Annotated in this window: 16 protein-coding genes; 2 read left to right on the forward strand and 14 right to left on the reverse strand. The window is 61.4% G+C overall.

Features of this window, described 5'->3' with window-relative positions; genetic code table 11:
* Positions 1-118: 118 nt before the first annotated feature.
* From J7E24_RS06200 to J7E24_RS06215, 4 genes are all read right to left on the reverse strand, one after another.
* Positions 119-1,417, reverse strand: a complete 1,299-nt coding sequence (locus tag J7E24_RS06200; RefSeq protein ID WP_215136215.1) for a DUF4350 domain-containing protein — start codon at positions 1,415-1,417, stop codon at positions 119-121.
* Positions 1,418-1,575: 158 nt separating this feature from the next.
* Complete coding sequence (locus J7E24_RS06205; protein ID WP_215136217.1) at positions 1,576-2,421, reverse strand: DUF4129 domain-containing protein; 846 nt, start codon at positions 2,419-2,421, stop codon at positions 1,576-1,578.
* 85 nt (positions 2,422-2,506) lie between these two features.
* Positions 2,507-3,547 (reverse strand): hypothetical protein, encoded by a 1,041-nt coding sequence (locus J7E24_RS06210; protein ID WP_215136219.1) that lies wholly within the window; start codon positions 3,545-3,547, stop codon positions 2,507-2,509.
* Positions 3,548-3,634: 87 nt separating this feature from the next.
* Positions 3,635-4,585 (reverse strand): stage II sporulation protein M, encoded by a 951-nt coding sequence (locus J7E24_RS06215; RefSeq protein ID WP_215136221.1) that lies wholly within the window; start codon positions 4,583-4,585, stop codon positions 3,635-3,637.
* A 96-nt stretch (positions 4,586-4,681) separates the two neighbouring features.
* Between J7E24_RS06215 and J7E24_RS06220 the strand changes: the two genes are divergently transcribed.
* Positions 4,682-5,419: an RDD family protein gene (locus tag J7E24_RS06220; protein WP_215136223.1), complete on the forward strand. Its 738-nt coding sequence runs from the start codon at positions 4,682-4,684 to the stop codon at positions 5,417-5,419.
* Between the two features lie 178 nt (positions 5,420-5,597).
* Here the strand turns inward: J7E24_RS06220 and J7E24_RS06225 are convergent, their stop codons facing one another.
* The gene (locus tag J7E24_RS06225; protein WP_215136225.1) at positions 5,598-7,625 is read right to left on the reverse strand and encodes a DUF4394 domain-containing protein; all 2,028 of its coding nucleotides are present in this window, start codon (positions 7,623-7,625) and stop codon (positions 5,598-5,600) included.
* Between the two features lie 283 nt (positions 7,626-7,908).
* Positions 7,909-9,528, reverse strand: a complete 1,620-nt coding sequence (locus J7E24_RS06230) for a bifunctional GNAT family N-acetyltransferase/carbon-nitrogen hydrolase family protein (RefSeq protein WP_215136228.1) — start codon at positions 9,526-9,528, stop codon at positions 7,909-7,911.
* Positions 9,529-9,769: 241 nt separating this feature from the next.
* On the opposite strand from J7E24_RS06230, the gene J7E24_RS06235 reads away from it, so the two are divergent.
* The gene (locus J7E24_RS06235; protein ID WP_215136230.1) at positions 9,770-10,243 is read left to right on the forward strand and encodes a hypothetical protein; all 474 of its coding nucleotides are present in this window, start codon (positions 9,770-9,772) and stop codon (positions 10,241-10,243) included.
* A 136-nt stretch (positions 10,244-10,379) separates the two neighbouring features.
* On the opposite strand, the gene J7E24_RS06240 is transcribed toward J7E24_RS06235, so the two are convergent.
* The 8 genes from J7E24_RS06240 to J7E24_RS06275 all read right to left on the reverse strand — a co-directional run bounded on the left by J7E24_RS06240 (position 10,380) and on the right by J7E24_RS06275 (position 17,793).
* On the reverse strand, positions 10,380-11,036 hold the full coding sequence (locus J7E24_RS06240) for a CoA transferase subunit B (protein ID WP_215136232.1): 657 nt from the start codon (positions 11,034-11,036) through the stop codon (positions 10,380-10,382).
* A gap of 110 nt (positions 11,037-11,146) precedes the next feature.
* Positions 11,147-11,845, reverse strand: a complete 699-nt coding sequence (locus J7E24_RS06245) for a CoA transferase subunit A (protein ID WP_215136234.1) — start codon at positions 11,843-11,845, stop codon at positions 11,147-11,149.
* Positions 11,846-11,943: 98 nt separating this feature from the next.
* Positions 11,944-13,443 (reverse strand): T9SS type A sorting domain-containing protein, encoded by a 1,500-nt coding sequence (locus J7E24_RS06250; protein ID WP_215136236.1) that lies wholly within the window; start codon positions 13,441-13,443, stop codon positions 11,944-11,946.
* 109 nt (positions 13,444-13,552) lie between these two features.
* The gene (locus tag J7E24_RS06255; protein ID WP_215136238.1) at positions 13,553-14,497 is read right to left on the reverse strand and encodes a bifunctional riboflavin kinase/FAD synthetase; all 945 of its coding nucleotides are present in this window, start codon (positions 14,495-14,497) and stop codon (positions 13,553-13,555) included.
* A 68-nt stretch (positions 14,498-14,565) separates the two neighbouring features.
* Positions 14,566-15,420, reverse strand: coding sequence for a tRNA pseudouridine(55) synthase TruB (gene truB / locus J7E24_RS06260; RefSeq protein WP_215136240.1), 855 nt, complete (start codon positions 15,418-15,420; stop codon positions 14,566-14,568).
* The gene (locus tag J7E24_RS06265; protein ID WP_215136242.1) at positions 15,417-16,223 is read right to left on the reverse strand and encodes an undecaprenyl-diphosphate phosphatase; all 807 of its coding nucleotides are present in this window, start codon (positions 16,221-16,223) and stop codon (positions 15,417-15,419) included. The genes truB and J7E24_RS06265 overlap by 4 nt, the downstream gene beginning before the upstream one ends.
* Before the next feature lie 166 nt (positions 16,224-16,389).
* Complete coding sequence (locus J7E24_RS06270; RefSeq protein WP_215136244.1) at positions 16,390-16,692, reverse strand: DUF3098 domain-containing protein; 303 nt, start codon at positions 16,690-16,692, stop codon at positions 16,390-16,392.
* Positions 16,693-16,905: 213 nt separating this feature from the next.
* Positions 16,906-17,793: a cell division protein FtsX gene (locus J7E24_RS06275; protein WP_215136246.1), complete on the reverse strand. Its 888-nt coding sequence runs from the start codon at positions 17,791-17,793 to the stop codon at positions 16,906-16,908.
* Positions 17,794-17,857 lie beyond the last annotated feature (64 nt).

Raw genomic sequence — 17,857 nt, forward strand, 5'->3', positions numbered from 1 at the left:
TGATATAATTCTAGTGGATAACTACAGATATTGCATGAAATAGCTTTTCTGAGGCATTGAGCTGATATATTGGAATAATCATAAAGAAGAAAAAGTCAATTTGATACGATAGTGCAATTTAGGCGGCCCGCTGGCGGAACCGGTTAATGGCTTGGTTTAGCGCCAGCAGTTCTTCATCCGAAACCTGAGGGGCAGTGCGGGTGCGGTTCATGCGGCGCACCAGCTCGTCCAGCTCGGGGCGCGGCACGCCGGCCTTTTGGGCCAGCCGCTCGCGGGTCGGTTCGTCGCTCAGGTCGAGGCCGGGCTCGTGGTAGCGGGTGCGCAGGAAATCCTGGAACAGCCCGATTTTCTTCTCGGCAATAAGCGCGTGGTTGCTGCCTTGACGGTAGAGGCTGGCCACGGTGCTCGTAAACAGGAGCGTAGTGTTGGGCAGCGGCCGGATGATGGGGATGATGCGCTGCCGCCGCCGGGCCTCGAACAGTACGAACAGCGCCATGCCCGCCACCCCCACCCACAAGGCCCAGCGCAACGGCTCGTGCGCCGCCAGTACCCGCAGCAACGACTGCTCGCCCAGGGGCCCCTGCTTCTGGTACTCATCCCAGAAAACCGGCTGGCCCGCTGGCAGCCACGATAGTGCCGCAAAGGCAAAACCCGCCGTAGCTGGCTTCAGCAGCCTCAGGTTGCTGAAGGCCGCCGGCGTAGCGCTCAGCAGTATTTCGCCCCGGCCCACCGGCACACGCACCAGCACCGGCCGGCGGCGGGCATCGTGGGCCAGCACCGTAGCCCGACTACCCGCCTTGGCCCGAAAAAAATACGCCACTTCAGCGGCCGGAAACGGGTAGCTTTTGGCAGCTCCGGCCGGCGGGTTTACCAGCGTGAGAGTGGTAGTGCGGGCCCGCGCCCCGTTGCCGGCCGGCAGCCCGCCGCGTCGCCGCGCCCGTTGTTGCAGCAGCTCGCTTAGCTCCAGCACCGGGCGCAACTCCAGGCGCAGCGAATCGAGCAGCAGGCGGCTGATATTTTCGCCCGCAATGAGTACATGGCTACCCCGGGCCACATAACGCAGTAGCGCGTCATGGTCGAGTGGCGAGCAGCTGAAACCGTCGTTGATGAACAGGTAGCTAGCCCTGCCGGGCCGCAGGGCGGGCGCCGTGTTGCCATTGATGGTGGTATCGGAGTTTACATCGGCCCCCAGGCCGGGCAGTAGCTGGTTGGCAATTGGCAGGCGCACGGTGCTGATGGGCTGGTCCGGAAACAGGGCCGGCAGCTGGTCGTAGAGCACGTAGGTGCCGTAGGGGATTTTGTCGCGGTTGATGAACGTGGGCGTCCAGTTGGTGGGTTGGGGCCGGAAGTACTCCACCGCCACAAAGGCCATAAACAGCCCCACCAACCCCAGCAGCAAAGCACGAAAACGAGTCATTTTGATTGAGCTGCTTTTTTGAGCTATTAGCCAACAGCGGTTAGCTGCTGGCTTTCGTTCTGGTGGGCGACTGAGAAGTCAGAGATAAGGTGAAAAATCTATTCTGTGTAAAAAGGATAGTGGTTCGGCAGCGTAAAAGGCAGATTGGCTACCAACTGTCAGCTAGTGGCTAGTACCTTTTTCCTGCCCGAAATCTGGCCGATAAAGCTCAACTGCTGCTCGCGCAACTCGGGGTACTGGCTGGCGGCCAGCGGCAGCTCGCCGTACCAGACGTACTCGAACTGCCGGGTGAGGGCGCGGAAGTTGGCCGCCAGGCGCGTGCCGGCCAGCTCGCGCAGGTAGTCGTGGTTGGTTTTGTCGGGCTGCCACTGAATGAGGGCTTGGTCGGTGAGGTGGCGTAGCGTCTGCAAGTAACCCAGGCGCAGGGCCAGGCGGTAGTTGCCGACCTGCTCAGCCCGCGCCAGCTCGGCCCCGAAATCGATGCCCCGAATATCCTCGGTCAGGGCCTCGTAGGGCAGAGGCAACGACCGGCCCCGCCGGCCCAGCAGCCCCGTCAGGTCTAGTTGCAGCAGGCGTAGCAGCGCGTAGCCGAAAGCCGCCGCAAACAGCGCGTACACCACGTAGCGGCCCCTGGTTTCGTAGGTTTTGCCTGAGAACAGCCCGCTGATCCAACGCCAGAACTCCCGCCAAAACCGCGACCATACGCTCTCGGCGCTTCGGTCGGGCTCCGGCTCGGCATACTGAAACTCAGCCTGACCACGTAGCTCGGCCAGCCGGCCGGCTGCCGGGCGCCGTAGCACGGTGGCTGGCGCGGCATCGGCCCGCAAGCGTATGGCGCGCGTCGCTACGGCAGCACCCAGCGAATCAGTGGGGGCGGGTGGTAGCACTGGCGGGCGGGGCGGGGCCTGGGCCCGGCCGCCCGCCGGGACTAGCAGCAGTACCAGGCCCAGCAGCCCTGGGAGCAGGGCGGGGCAGAAGCGACGCAGGAAGCTAAGCTGGGGCATATAGAAGAAGGATCCTGCGTTGGCCAAACCGTTTACGAAGGTGGCCGAGGTCAGCAAGCGAAGCCGGCAGTATGGGGCGTCCAGGCTAGTATTCGCCCTCGTCATCGGGCCGCAACGCCTGGGGCGAGGCGGCTGCGAGTACAGGCTCGCCAATGGCTTCCACCAGTAGCCGGGTGCCGGTACCGTCGAGGCGCTCTACGAGGTTGAAGTACTGGAAGCTGATGGCCACGAGAATGAACGGGTAGTAGACCAGCGTAATCAAACTCTGCAGGGCCGAATACACAATCAGCAGCACCCGCATCGAGCCCGTTTCCAGCTCACCGCTCATCAGTCCGGCAAAGGGCAGCCCAAACGCCGATAGTACGACCATCGACAGTATCAGAATCAGGTACATAATCAGCGTGATGACCACCAGCAGCCCAAACGTCGACCACCATTTGCCCCACGTCAGGCGGAAACTGCGCGTGAGGCTGCCGAAAAAGCCCCGCCCTTCGCGCAGCCACACAATAAAGTACAGGCTCAGCGGCACGATGGCGTAGAACATGGCCACGTAAAGCAACAGCACAAACGGGAAAATTACCCACGGCGTGGAGGCCGATGCTAGCACGCCTCCGATAGCGAAAAGCACCCCCCCAATAACCATCATGCCCGCCGTAAACAGCAGCCCCAGCCCGAAAAAGGAGCCCACCATTCCCAGAAACCGGGCCTTTACCACCTGCCAGACCTCCCCGGCCGTTACCGGCTCGTTGGTGGTGCGGTCGGCCTGGAGCACTACGTAGCCAAATATCACTAGGTGCATCACGGCAAACAGCAGCATACCCGAAAGTATCGTCAGCCAAAAGGTGGAAGAGGTGAATACTTCGGGCATTCCCGGAACGCTTTGGCGCGTAACACTTCCCCCACGACTAATTGCCTGCATATCCCGGAAACTGCTCAGCATCTGGCCCTGCAGCAGGCTGGTGCCAATGCCGGTGAGCAGCGCCAGCGGCAGCACCAGCACTACCAGCACCCGCACCAGCGGTGTGGCGTGCGCCCGGATGAAATCGAAGGTGGCCTCCATTTTCTGGCTGAAGTCGCGGCGGCGCAGGAAATCGGTAGGCCGGTTGAAGGCAAGGTGACGGCGCATAGGTTTCTTTGAGCTGATAGCTAGTAGCTGCTGGCTGTTAGCTTTTTTCGTTTGGTGATGGATAATGGAGTAAATTTCGTTTGCCAGCTAACAGCTAACAGCTCTTCTAGCCAGCCACCACGGATAGGCCACGAAGTAGCCCAGAATGAGGGCCGCCGAGGTGCCAATAATGCTCAGACTAGCGTAGAGCGGCATTTCGGTGTGGCGCGTCACGAAGCCTTCGAGAAAGCCGGCCACCACGAATACCGGAACCAGCGCCAGCACCAGCTTCATACCGTCGCGGGCACCGCGCCGCAGCGAGTCGCGGCGCGAGTAGGTGCCCGGAAACAGCAGGCTTTGGGCCATGATGGCCCCGGCCCCGCCAGCCAGCACAATGGCCGAAATTTCGAGCGTGCCATGAATCCAGATGGTGAGCACCGAAGGCAGCAGCAGGCCTTTCTGGTAAAAGAAAAACTGGAACGCGCCCAGCATCACGCCGTTGCGAAACAGCATGAAGCCCGTGAACAGCCCCGCCGTAATACCGCCGGCAAAGGCATACAGCGCCACCCGCACGTTGTTGAGCGTGATTTGCAGAAACATCAGGCTCTCATCGGTGCCCTTGTACACGGCCATCGGGTCGCCTTTCTCGATGTTGGCCAGCGTCCGGTTCACGTAGTCGTCGCCGAGCACCACGCGCACAAACGCGTCGTCGTAGGCGGCCGACAGGGCCCCGATAAAGCAGGTAATCAGGAAAAAAACCAGCGTGGCCAGTAGCACCCGGTGGTGGCGAATGAGGATAAAAGGCAGCTCGCGGAGCCAGAAATCGGCGAAACGGCCGTGCTCCTGCTTTTTGTTTTTATACAGCGACTGGTGTAGCTTGCCCGTCAGCCCGTTCAGGTAGGCCGTGGTGGCCGACTCGGGGTAAAAGGTCCGGGCGTAGGCCAGGTCGTCGGTCAGTTCTACGTAGCGCCGGGCCAGCTCGTCGGGGCCGGCGGGCGGCTGGGCTTCGTAGCCGTGCCAGCGGGATTCGTTGAGCCGCAGAAAAACTGTTTCGCGCATCGCTTTTACTGCTTGTATTGAAAAGCAGACCCGGTCCGCCGGGCTAAATATACACGATTCCCGTGGGCCGTTACGGCTCTTTTTTTACACTACAGTATGAGTACGATCCGCATCCAGACCACCCAGAACGTGGTGCTCGAATACGAAGCCGCCAGCGTAGGCGACCGGGTGCTGGCCCAGGTGCTCGATGCGCTGGTGATGGTGCTGTGGGCTGCCGTTGTTACGTTTCTCATCAAGCAGATGACCGACTCGGACGACGGCCAGAATATTGCAGCCTACGGGCTGATTTACACGCCGCTACTGGTGTACCATCCGCTGTGCGAAATCTTCTTCAATGGCCAGAGCCTGGGCAAGCAGGCCCGCAAAATCAAGGTAACCCGCCTCGATGGTACCCGTCCCGGCTTCGGCGACTACGCCCTGCGCTGGTTGCTGGGGCTGTTTGAAATCGGAATGACGATGGGTTCGGTGGCGCTGGTGGCTACGTTGTTCAACGGCCGCGGCCAGCGTCTGGGCGACATGGCGGCCGGTACGACCGTCGTTAGCCTGCGCCCGCGCGGCCCCAGCGTGCAGGCCCTTACGGCCGAAACCCTGGTGCCGGCCGGCTATCAGCCCGTATTTCAGCAGGCCCGCCACCTCTCCGACCATGATGCTAGTCTCATTCGCCACCTGTTCCGCCAGGCCGGCTCGCAGGGCGACTACGAGTTGCTCAACGAACTGGCCGGCAAAGTCAAAACCGTTACCACCATCCACACCGACCTGGCCGACGAGCCCTTCATCCGCACCGTACTCCGCGACCACGCCTACTTCGCCGCCCAGGAAAGCCCCCACGGATAACGGTGCAGCCAATGAACGGCCCGTATTGCTGCAGGAAACAGAAAAGCAGGACGACGGCCTTTCAAACACAAAGCCCCTGACGTGTGAACGTCAGGGGCTTTGTGTTTGAAACGAGTTGCCTCTGGGTGGGCTACTGCGGCTGGGTGAAACTGTTGCAGCAGCTCACGCCATCATCAACCTATTGGCCAAGTACGATGCGCTGTACACCGGCCGACTGCCCATCAACGAGCAGACGAAGCATGTAGATACCGGCGCGGTGGTTGGCAGGGCTCCAGTTGTCTTGGTGTGCACCGGCCGAGCGGTTGCCCAGGCTCCGGCGCTCTACGGTGCGGCCCAGCGCGTCGGTCAGTACCAGCTCAGCAGCCCCGGCACGGGGTAGCAGGAAGCTGATTTTAGCCTGGCCTACTACGGGGTTCGGGAACAGCACGAATCCTGTGGCCACGGACTGGCTGCGAATGCCGGTGGTAACGCCCGCACCAGCCGCAATGGCCAAGTCGCGCACGGTCAGGCCCAGGCCAATCTGGCGGGGGCCGGAGGCGGCGCCGGTGGTCAGGTTCAGGTTGTAAAGGCTGGAGCTGGCCGACGTGCCGGTGGTAGCTACCAGATACGCCGTGTTGGTACCCTCGGCGGTGCTGTAAATGTCCATGTCGATGTTCGGGCCAGCCGTAGCCGTGATGCCCGAGGCGCCCACAGTAGCCAGCGTGCCTGCGTTGGCGGGGTTCTGGTTGGCCAGAATGTTCAGGGCCTCATCGTAGCCAAACAGCTGCGTGGTGCGGGCCGTGGAGCCAGTAGGGTTGCCCGGGCCGCTGTAGCTGTTGGTGTAGGCCACCGAGCCGATGGCCGGCGTTGCGGCGGCGTTAGCGTCGCCCGTTGCGTAGGCCAGGGTGCCATCTACGGTAGGGGCGGCGGTGCCATCGTTGGGGTTGAGGCGGAAGTTGGCGCGGTTCACGCCTTCCACCCGAATCCGGTCGACGGTGGGGTTGAAGTCGAAGGCCACGCTGCCCGTGCCCAGCGGCAGGGCCAGGTTGGTGGTGCCGCTGAGGTTGGTAGCCACGCCGGTAACGGCGTTGATGGTGTACAGCTGGCCGGTTTGCGTGGTGGCGTTATAGCCCAGCGCGTACAGCGCGTTGTTGAGCGGCCGTACATCCATGCCCACCAGCGTCTGGCCGGTAGCCACGCCCGTAACACCCACCGACGTGCGGATAACGCCAGGCAGATCAGTGTCAAACGAAATAAGGTTGTTGCCGGCCAGCGCATAGGCCAGGTTGCCGGTTACGGCCGCCAGGGTAGCGGGCCGCACAATCTGCAGGGCAACGTCAGTTACGGCTACCAGCGAGCCGGTGCCCACGTTGTTTACCAGCGTTGCTGCGCCGGTTGTCAGGTTTACGGTGTACAGTTTGGTGGTTGCCGAGAAGGTGGCCACATTGATTTCCGCTACCGTCAGGTAGGTCGTCTGAACGCCGGTGGTGGGGTTGGTATAAATGTCGATGTCCGACACAGTGGTAGCACCGCTTGTCGTGATGCCCAACGGACCTACCGTCAGCAGGGTGCCGTCGTTGGGCGGATCCTGGCGAACGAGGCGGCTGTTGGCTTCATCGATGTTGTAGAGCGTGGTAGCGGTGGTACCGATGAAGCTGTTGGTGTAAGCCGACGAGCCGACTTCGGGCACCTGGGCCGCGTTCGGGTCGGTGGCGGCGTAAGTCAGCGTGCCATCGGTGGCGGCCAGGGCGCCGTTGTTGGGGTTTAGGCGGAAATCGGCCCGGTTGCCAGCCGTTACCCGGATGCGGTCAACGGTCGGGTTGAAATCGAAACCGATGCGGTTGAGGTCGGTGCCCAGGTTGAGGGTGATGGCCGGGCCGGCCGCCGTGGCCACGGCCGTCGTGCGGCTGATATTGTATACCTGCGCCTGAGTGCCGGTAGCGTTGTAACCCAAACCGAACAGCTCGCCGGTGTTAGGGCGGAAGTCGATGCCGACCAGCGTCTGGCCGGCCGTAATGCCCGTAACGGGCAGGTTGGTCAGGAAAACGCCCGGTGCCGTAATGTCGAATGTCACCAGATTAGTGGTCAGGCCGGTTGTCAGCGAGAGGCCGAAGGCAGTGGTGGTGTTGGTTTGGGCCGAAACCGAGCCGGCGGCCAACAGGCCCAGGGTAGCCAGCAAGAGGCCATTGCGCCGGGCCTTTGGCCGGAGAGTAGAGAAAGAGGGCATACGCGGGTAAAGTTTGGTAAATGAGGTAGGAGTAAAAAAGCGCGGAGTAGCCCGCGCCTGCTTACTTACGGAGTGAAGCATACGGTCGGGTTAACTCAATTTCATATTTAATGTAGCTTTAACCCAAAGCAGGCTTCCAACGCCTTTTCAGGCAGTAATAGCCCGAATTATATTCACCTTTAAAGGCCGATAAAGCAGAAAGCCGCTCGCCTTTGATAGGCGAGCGGCTTTCTGCTGAGGGTAAAGCTGGTATAGCCAGACCTAATGCCGAGCCGTGGCAGACCTACGCCACCGTGATGGGTGGATGGCGGGGTGAGGTTTTGGGTGCGCGCTCCTCGCCCTGGCTCAGCAGCTCGTCGTCACGCTCGGTTTTCTTCACCCAGCTCACCGAATAAAGGTCTTTGCGCCGGTCGCGCAGGTTGCGCACGGCCCCGCTGGTGTTCAGGTCCTTCAGCAGGTCCAGGTTCAGGTCGGCAATAAGCGTCATCTCGGTGTTAGGCGTTGCTTCGGCCACAATAGAGTCGTGGGGGAAGGCGAAGTCGGAGGGGCTGAACACGGCGCTCTGCGAGTACTGAATGTCCATGTTCTCAACGCGGGGCAGGTTGCCCACCGAGCCGGTAATGGCCACGTAGCACTCGTTTTCAATGGCCCGGGCCTGCGCACAGAGCCGCACGCGCTGGTAGGCGTTCTTGGTATCAGTCCAGAAGGGCACGAACAGGATTTTCATGCCCTCGTCGCTCAGCATACGGCTCAGTTCGGGGAATTCCACATCGTAGCAGATGAGGATGCCGATTTTACCGAAATCGGTGTCGAAACAGCGCAAGTGGCTGCCGCCGCGCATGCCCCAGTAGCTTGCCTCGTCGGGCGTTACGTGCAGTTTGTACTGCTCGTCCACGGTGCCGTCGCGGCGGCACAGGTAGCTCACGTTGTGCAGCTTGCCATCCTCATAGAGCGGCATCGAGCCGGCAATGATGTTGATGTTGTAGCTCACGGCCAGCTCCATCATCTTGATTTTGATGGGCTCGGTAAAGGCCGACATCGAGCGGATGGCCACCGACGGCGACTCCTCGTTGGTAAGCGCCATCATGGGGGCGTTGAAGAACTCCGGGAACAGCACGCAGTCGGACTTATAGCCCGAAACGGTATCCACGAAGAATTCCATCTGCTGGAAAAAGTCCTCCAGGTCGCGGGTGGCGCGCATCTGCCACTGCACAATACCAATGCGCACATTGGACTTCTGGTTGCCAATAAGCTTTTCGGTTTCCTCCTCGTGGTACACGTTAATCCACTCCAGCAGCGTGGCGTAGGCCTTGCTCTCGGAGTCGTAGGGCAGGTAGCCGCGGATGATTTTACGAACGTAGAAGTCGTTGGCCAGCTGGAAGGTGAGGATGGGGTCCGTCAGCTCTTTGTTGCGCACCATTTCCACGTACTTGGCGGGCGTCATTTCGCCCGAGTAGTTGCTGTAGCCCGGAATGCGGCCGCCGGCTACCATGGCCCGCAGGTTCAGGTTCTCGCACAGTTCCTTACGGGCATCATACAGGCGTCGGCCCAGGCGCAGACTGCGGTACTCGGGGTCCACGAACACATCAACGCCATACAGCGTGTCGCCGTCGGCATCATGCGTGTCGAATTTGCCGTTGCCGGTGATTTTAGCGTACGTGTGCTTGTCGCCAAACTTGCTGTATTCCACGATGATAGCCAGGGCGGCAGCCACAATCTTGCCGTTGTCCTCAATGCAGATCTGGCCCTCGGGGAATTTCTTGATCAGGGCGTTGTACTCATCATTCGCCCAGGAGCCCTCCATGTTGGAGTACACCTTGTCCATGATGGTTTTTACCTCCTTGAAGTCGTTGCGGCGCAGGGTGCGCAGCACCAGTTTGTGGGAGGGTTCGGGCGTAGGCATATTCGGCTCGGGCTGAGCCGGCATTCCGGGTAAGGTATTCTTTTTGGCGGCCTTACCGCCGGTTTTTCCGTGTGAACTCGCGGCCATATACTCAGTTGCTGATTACAGAAGATGATAGACAAAGGTACGGCCCCCGGGCTGGGCGGGTTGGTAAAAGGAATAATGGGCGAGCGACTACCGCATCATCTGCACCTATCGCGCCCTCAACAACTCACCGTTGCACCGTGCGTACCTTTGCCGTATGTCGTCGCTGCCGGAACGCCGTTTGCAAACCCTGGCCGCCGTGCTCGAAGACCCACAGCGGTTTCCGGCCACGGCCTGGCTATGCGCGCCGCCGCTATTGCTCGGCTGGACGCCCGACAGTGCCGCGGCCGTGCTCATCACGGCCGCCCCCGGCCAGACGGTACCCTGCCCGCCCGGCCTGGCGCGCGCGCTATTTCTGGATGAAGTGCAGCTGCTGATGGAGCGCCTGACGCGCCAGGTGCCCGGCGCCACCGCCGAGCTGCGCGTGCAGGTGCTTTACCGCTACAAAACGCAGCACGAGTTTCCGGCCCTCACCAGCCACCCCGACGAGCTGGCGGGCCACCTGGCCGCCGCCGTAAAAGCCGGCTCGCTGCCTGCCCCCGAGGCCCTGGCTCACTTCCAGAAGTGCTTTTCCCATTTCACCCTCGAAGCCGTCCGCCACATACTGGCCCAGGCCATGCTGCGTGGGTGATGCTGGTTTCGGAGGTCGGTGTAGGGGCGGGGCCTGTCCCCCCCCGCCATACGCACCGCTTCAACGGTAACCATTCAACGACGCGAGCGGCGGGCGGGGACAAGCCCCGCCCCCACACCGACCTCCGCAACTCAGCTTAGATGACCATTTCCGGCACGCCGCCTTCGGGAATAACCAGCTTGCCGGCGGTGGCGGCCTGAATCTGTTCCACACTCACGCCGGGCGCCCGCTCGCGGAGTACGAAACCGTCGGGCGTTACGTCGAGCACGGCCAGCTCGGTTACTATTTTCTTCACGCAGCGCAGGCCCGTGATGGGCAGCGTGCAGGCGGGCAGCAGCTTGCTGGCCCCGTCGCGCGAGGTGTGCTGCATGGCCACGATGATGTTTTTGGCCGACGCCACCAGGTCCATGGCGCCACCCATGCCCTTCACCATCTTGCCCGGAATCTTCCAGTTGGCAATGTCGCCGTTTTCCGACACCTCCATGGCCCCCAGAATCGTCAGGTCCACGTGCTCGCCCCGGATCATGCCGAACGAGTCGGCCGAGCTGAACAGGCTGGAGCCGGGCAGCGTGGTGACGGTCTGCTTGCCGGCGTTGATGAGGTCGGCATCTACTTCGTCCTCCGTCGGGAAGGGGCCCATGCCCAGCAACCCGTTCTCGCTCTGCAGCTCCACGTTGATGCCCTCAGGGATATAGTTGGCCACCAGCGTCGGGATACCGATACCGAGGTTGACGTACGAGTTATTTTCTACTTCCTGCGCAATGCGCCGGGCAATACCGTGTTTATCGAGCATGTCTTTGGGAATTATGAATTCTGAATTATGGATTTTGAATTGGTGGAACTGTAAGGCAAGCCGGCCAATTCAAAACCGGCAATTCAAAATTCAAAATTTATAATTCAGAGTTACACCGTCCGCACCGTGCGTTGTTCGATGCGCTTCTCGTAGTCTTTGCCCTCGAAAATGCGCTGCACGAAGATGCCGGGCGTGTGGATATGGTTGGGGTCCAGCTCGCCGGCGGGCACCAGCTCCTCTACCTCGGCCACCGTTATTTTGCCGGCCGTAGCCATCATGGGGTTGAAGTTGCGTGCCGTGCCTTTGAAGATGAGGTTGCCGGCCGTGTCGCCGCGCCAGGCTTTCACGAAGGCAAAATCGGCGTGCAGGGCGTGTTCGAGCAGGTACATCTTGCCATTGAACTCGCGGCTCTCTTTGCCCTCGCCCACCTCCGTGCCGTAGCCGGCGGGGGTGTAAAAGGCCGGAATACCCGCCCCGCCGGCCCGGCAGCGCTCGGCCAGCGTGCCCTGCGGAATCAGCTCCACTTCCAGCTCGCCGGCCAGCAGCTGGCGCTCAAACTCGGCGTTTTCGCCCACGTAGCTGGAAATCATCTTGCGCACCTGCCGGGTCTGAAGCAGCAGCCCAATGCCGAAATCATCAACGCCGGCGTTGTTGCTGATGCAAGTGAGGCTTTTTACGCCCCGGCGCAGAATTTCCTGAATAGAATTCTCAGGAATACCGCAGAGGCCGAAGCCGCCGAGCATGAGTGTCATGCCATCAGCGAGGCCCTCCAGGGCCGCCTGGGGGCCGCTTACTGTTTTATTGATCATAGGACGAATAGGTGGGTTTGGAAACGGCAAGGTAGCCTTTCTCCCCGTGTTTCGTGGGGCGAAAGGCTACCTCGACGCTGTGCAAACAGCATCAACCGTTAGTTTTTGACGATACGCACTGTAGCTGCGACACCGGCGCTGCGGCCGCTAAGCAGGTACAGCCCGGCCGGCAAATCGTGCATTGGCAGCTGCTGGCTGCCCGAGCCAGTTGCCGATGTAGGCCAGCTACGCACCAGTTGGCCTTTGGTGTTGTAGAGCAGCAACGGGCCACCCTGCCCAAATGCGGCCGAAACTGTTAGTTGGCCGTCGGTGCCGAGTGGGTTGGGCCAGGCGGCCGGCTGGGCCAGCTGGCTAGCCGATACGGCCGTTACGGTACCCGGAAACAGGGCGCCAACGGGCCCCGACCACAGGAAAAAGGACTTCTGCTGCGTGGGGGTGTCCTGTATGCTGCCCCCAATTACGACTTGGCCGGTAGCTTGGTTCACAAACAATCCGCCCGCCGATATCTGGTAAATGCTAGTTCCAAAGGAATACTCTACCTGTCCGGGATAAGCTGGAGCTGGTACTATCTGCCCGTTCTCATCAAACAGCCGCATAGTCAACTGAATGAGATGGGAATTAGGCATGGTGTAGCCAAAAACTGCCAGCCGTCCGTTCGGCAACCGGGCCGCCCGGGCCGGGTTCATCCGCAAGTTGTAACTGGTATTGGTAGTGGAAAATGTCCAGCGAACAGTGCCCAAATGCAGTTGCACCCGGCTCAGCTGCATACTCGAAACCAGCAGCACCTCATCGTTGGGCAGCGGCACGAAGTCCTTTACGCCGTAGTTAGGCTTATCGTTGTCGCTGATCAGGGGCGGAAGAACGGTAATGCGTCCCTGCACTCCCTGGGCCGATACCTCGACCAACCGGGCGCTGGCAGCAGAAACTACATAGGCAAAAAGCCCGGTTGGCAACGGCACCAGGTCGTAAATCAAGGCCTGTCCGGCGGGGGCGCCCGTGGGCAGCGTTTCGGCGGGCATCAGGAAGGGTATCCGCTCCACTTCATCGCCCGCCGCGTTCAGGCGCTGCAGCACCGTGCTGCCGGGCTGGTTGCGGGCCAGCAGGAAGTTGCCCGCCGCATCCAGCACGGCCCGGCTATACGGCAGGTCTATTTTGATACCGCCCGGCGCCAGCGGATACGATTCGGTGCGCTTCTGCCAGGCAATGGTACCATCGGGTTGCAGCAGCAGTAGCAGGCCCGCACTGGTGGCCCCCTGGGCCGTGCCCATCGAGAGCAGTACCTGGCCCGCCGAATTCTCGCAGGCCGGCAGGATATTCAGACCAGTCGTTTCCGCAATAACATGGGTGCGCGTCCAGATTTGTTGGCCCTGGGCATCCGTGCGCACCAGATAAAGCCGGGCAGTGTTTGGCTCCGCTAGTCCCAGGGTGCCAACAAGCAGGTAGCCACCGTCTTGCAGGGGCAACACCTGCTGGCACACTTCGTTGCCCGGCTCGCCGTAGCGCTGCTGCCAGGTCCAGGGGGACGATTGGGCAAAAACGGTGCTGGCCATCAGCGGCAGCAGCAGGCTCAGCACCGCGCGGAGTAGGCGTGTTTTCATAGGATAAAAGGGATAAGCAGGAGAAGAGCCGCTGACCTAAAGCCAGCGGCCTGTAAATATAACCCGCTGAACCTCAAAATCTACCGGCTACCCGGCAATAAACAGGCGCCTACAGCGCCGCCCGCGCCGCCCCGGCATCCTGCGCCAGCTGGGCCTTCAGCGCGTCGAGGCCGTCGAACTTCTGCTCGTCGCGCAGGCGGGCCACGAATTCCACAGTCAGGGGCTGGTCATACAGGTCGCCCTCGAAGCCGAGCAGGTGCGCCTCCACGGTCTGGGCCAGGTTGCCGGCCACGGTGGGACGCACGCCGATATTGAGCATGGCGGGCCAGGTTGCGCCGGCCGCCGTGGTGGCGCGCACGGCGTACACGCCGCGGGCGGGCACCAGCTTCAGCGTTTCGGAGCACTCGATGTTGGCCGTGGGCCAGCCGATGGTGCGGCCCAGCTGCCGGCCCTTCACTACGGTGCCGGTAAACGGATAATTGTAGCCCAAATAGCGGTTGGCCGTATCCACGTCGCCGGCCTCCAGGGCCCGGCGGATGCGGGTGCTGCTCACGCCTACCGCGTCCACGTCCTCGCGCGGAATTTCCTCTACGCTCATACCATAGCGGCCCGAGTGCTCGCGCAGGTACTCAAAGCCACCCTCGCGGTTGCGCCCGAAGCGGTGGTCGTAGCCAATGACGAGCTTGCTGGTGCCTACGGTATCAAGCAGAATACGCTGAATGAACTCCTCCGACGACCAGGCCGCAAACTCCTTGGTAAACGGAATGATGAGCAGGTAATCGACTCCGAATTCGGCCAGCTTGGCCGCGCGCTCCTCCAGGGTGTTGAGCAGGTACAGGTCGAGGGGCTCGGGGTGGGAGGGGGGCGGGGCCAGCACCAGCCGCGGGTGGGGCCAGTAGGTAATTACCACGGCCGGCCCGCCGCTGGCCTGCGCCACTTCGCACAGCCGGGCCAGAATCTGCTGGTGGCCTACGTGTACGCCATCAAAGGTGCCGCTGGTAACCACGGCATTGCCGAGGTAAGGGAATTGGGCCGGGTCGTGAATTACCTCCATTAAATCACTGGTTCGCGCTGGATTTATTGCTTACGCTGAATTTCGCGGGCTGGCCGAAATCAGCCACCTTACTCCTCGTTGCCGGCCGCTGGGGCCGCCGCTGCCGCCTCACCCGAATCAGGCAAAGTGGTGGGAGGAGTTGCGTGGTTGTTCTGGAAGTACTCCAGGCCGGCGCGGCGCTCCGGCTGCCGTTCGCGTCGGGGCCGGCGGGCCGGGCGGTCGGCTTCGCCTTCGGGACGGGGCGGGCGCAGGGCCTCCAGCTGGGGCATGGTGAGGGCGTTTTCCAGCCGGTACTCGCCGATGCGGGTGCGCACGAGCTTGGTGAGGTGGGCCCCGCAGTGCAGGGCCTCGCCCAGGTCGCGGGCCAGACTGCGGATGTAGGTGCCCTTTGAACAGCTGATGCGGAAGTCGATTTCGGGCAGCGCAATGCGGGTCAGCTCGAAGCCGACAACCGTTACCTGCTTGCTCTTGATAACGGCTTCCTCGCCGCGGCGGGCCACCTCGTAAGCCCGCTCACCATTCACCTTTACGGCCGAAAACACCGGGGGCGTCTGGGTGATTTCGCCCACGAACTGCGCCACAGCGGCCCGGATGGCGGCCTCGGTGAGGTGCGCGTAGGGTCGCTCCTGGTCGACGGGCGTTTCCAGGTCGAAGCTGGGCGTCGTCTGGCCCAGGCGGAAGGTGCCGGTGTACTCCTTCTGCTGGGCCTGAATCAGGTCGATCTGCTTGGTTTTCTTGCCGGTGCACAGAATCAGCAGGCCGGTGGCCAGCGGGTCGAGGGTGCCCGCATGGCCGATTTTGCGGATGCGCAGCGTGTTTTTCACCTTGCGCACCACATCAAACGACGACCAGGTAAGCGGCTTATCGACGAGCAGGACCTCGCCGGCTTCAAAGTCAAAATCGGCTACTGTTTTCTCACTCATATCAACTGTAAATCAACGCCCAGGCCAATCATCAGCAACAGAATTCCGCCCACAATAATACGGTAGATGCCGAAGGCCCGGAATCCGAACTTGGTTACGAAGCCGATAAACAGCCGGATGGCCAGCAGCGCCACTACAAAGGCGACTACGTTGCCGAACAGAATCAGCTTGATATCGGCGCCGGTGAGTTGGCCGCCGTCCTGGTAAAAGTCGAGCAGGTCTTTGGCGGCGGCGGCAGCCATCGTGGGCATAGCCAGGAAAAAGGCAAATTCGGCGGCGGCTTTGCGGGTGAGTTTCTGGGTGAGGCCGCCGATGATGGTGGCCGCCGAGCGGCTAACCCCCGGCACCACGGCCAGGCACTGGAACACACCAATCACGAAGGCCTGCCGGAAGCCGGGCGTGGTAACCGGGCTGCCGCCCTCCTCAATGCTTTCCTGCGGAAACCACTTGTCCACGAACATCAGCACGATGCCGCCCAGCAGCAGCATCAGGCCCACCGTCGTCACCGATTCGAGCAGAATGTCGATGTACTTTTTGAGCGTGAGCCCCACCACTACCACCGGCAGAAAGGCCACCAGCAGTTTCAGGTAGAAATCGAAGCTCTGGAAAAACCGCCGCCAGTACACCACCAGCACCGACAGGATGGCCCCGAGCTGAATAACGACCAGGTAGAGCTTGGTGAACGGAGTGGCCGGAATACCCATCAGGGCCGAAGCGATAATCATGTGCCCGGTGCTGGAAACCGGCAGAAATTCGGTCAGGCCTTCCACGATGGCCAGGATAAGGGCTTGCCAGTAGGTCATTTTGGGGACTGGAGGGTTTGGGGACTGAGGGACAAAAGTACAGTCATCCTGACGAAGGAAGGACCTTATCACGCTGCAACGAGCCGTTGACACAGCCGTTGCAGCGTGATAAGGTCCTTCCTTCGTCAGGATGATAGGAAGTTTAGCGGAATTTCCAACTTACAAACTACCTCCGGTAAGTGGGGGCGGTTGTGGCGGGCGGCACGGGCTGCGAGGGCACGGTGGTTACCGTGGCTTCGTCGCGGGCCACGGGGGCAGTGGAGCCGGGCCGGGCCATAATGGCCCAGAACTCAATCAGGAAGCCCACGGCCAGCAGAATCGGGCCCAGGGTAATGCCCAGGAATCCTTCGCCGTACGCTTCCGAGTCGAGGGTCATGGTGATGAAGCCGGCCGCCAGCACGGCCAGCCCGATAAACATAAGGCGGTAGTTGCGCGGCCCGAAGGCGAAGCGGGGAGTAGTCGATTCCATAAGGCAAAGGTAGCGGAGTTGTGGCAAGCCGCCACCGAAATTCAACCAATGCCGGATTTGGAAGAACGAAGTAGATGATCTGGTATTGGAAAGAACGTCATTCAGAGCGGAGCGAAGAATCTCGCGTGCCTCGTTGAATAGCGGGCTCGCAACGTCAGCATGCGAGATTCTTCGCTTCGCTCTGAATGACGTTCTCTCAGGCTCCCAAAACCCTTAATACAACTCATCCAACGACATGCCGGTGTACTTGCGCACGGCACGCCAGGAACTCAGGAAGCCGATGCTCATGCCCAGCGCCACCAGCAAAATGCCCAGCGCCGCAAACAGGCGGTTGTCTTCGAGCAGGCGCAACTCGCTGAGCTGCAGATAGGCGTACTGCAACAGCGCCGCCAGCAGCAGGCTGGCCAGAATGCCGCTTACCAGGCCCTGCCACACGGCCCGGCGCAGAAACGGCCACTGAATAAAGCCCGGCGTGGCGCCTACCAGCTGCATACTCCGGATGAGGAAACGCTGGGAAAACAGGGCCAGCTTAATGGTATTGTTGATGAGCACCACCACCACAAACGTGAGAACGGCCGCGAAGCCGATAAGCACCAGACTCAGCGTGCGCAGGTTCTCATTCACCGACGTAATCAGGCTCTCCACGTATTCGACCTCGAACACGCCCGGCAGCTGGCTTAGCTGCTGCCTGATGCGGGCCAGGTTTTTGGCGTCGGCGTAGTCGGCGTTGAGCTTGAGCAGGTAGGCGTCGCGCAGGGGGTTGTCGCCCAGAAACTGCTGGAAATCTTCACCGGTCTGTTCGATAAAGCGGCGGGCTCCCTCTTCCTTGGACAGAAAACGCACCTGCGGCTCCTTGTTTTTGCGGGCCACAAAGGGCTGGCGGGTTAAATCCTGCTGCAGCTGCAGCAGCTGGGCTTCGGGCAGGTCGCGCTGCAGGTACACCTGCATCTCCAGGTTTTCCTTCACCAGCCGCGTGCCTTTGTGCGCATGAATCAGCAGCAGCCCGAACAGGCCCACCACCAGCAGGGCCAGCGTAATACTGAACACCACCATCAGGTGCGGATAACTACCGAGCTTCTTTTTGCGGGTGGGCTGCTTCATGGGCGGTGAACGGGTGAGAGGGTGACTGGGGGTACAAAGAACGTCATTGCGAGCGAAGCGCGGC

It is taken from the genome of Hymenobacter sp. ISL-91, assembly GCF_018613725.1.
Taxonomy (GTDB): domain Bacteria; phylum Bacteroidota; class Bacteroidia; order Cytophagales; family Hymenobacteraceae; genus Hymenobacter.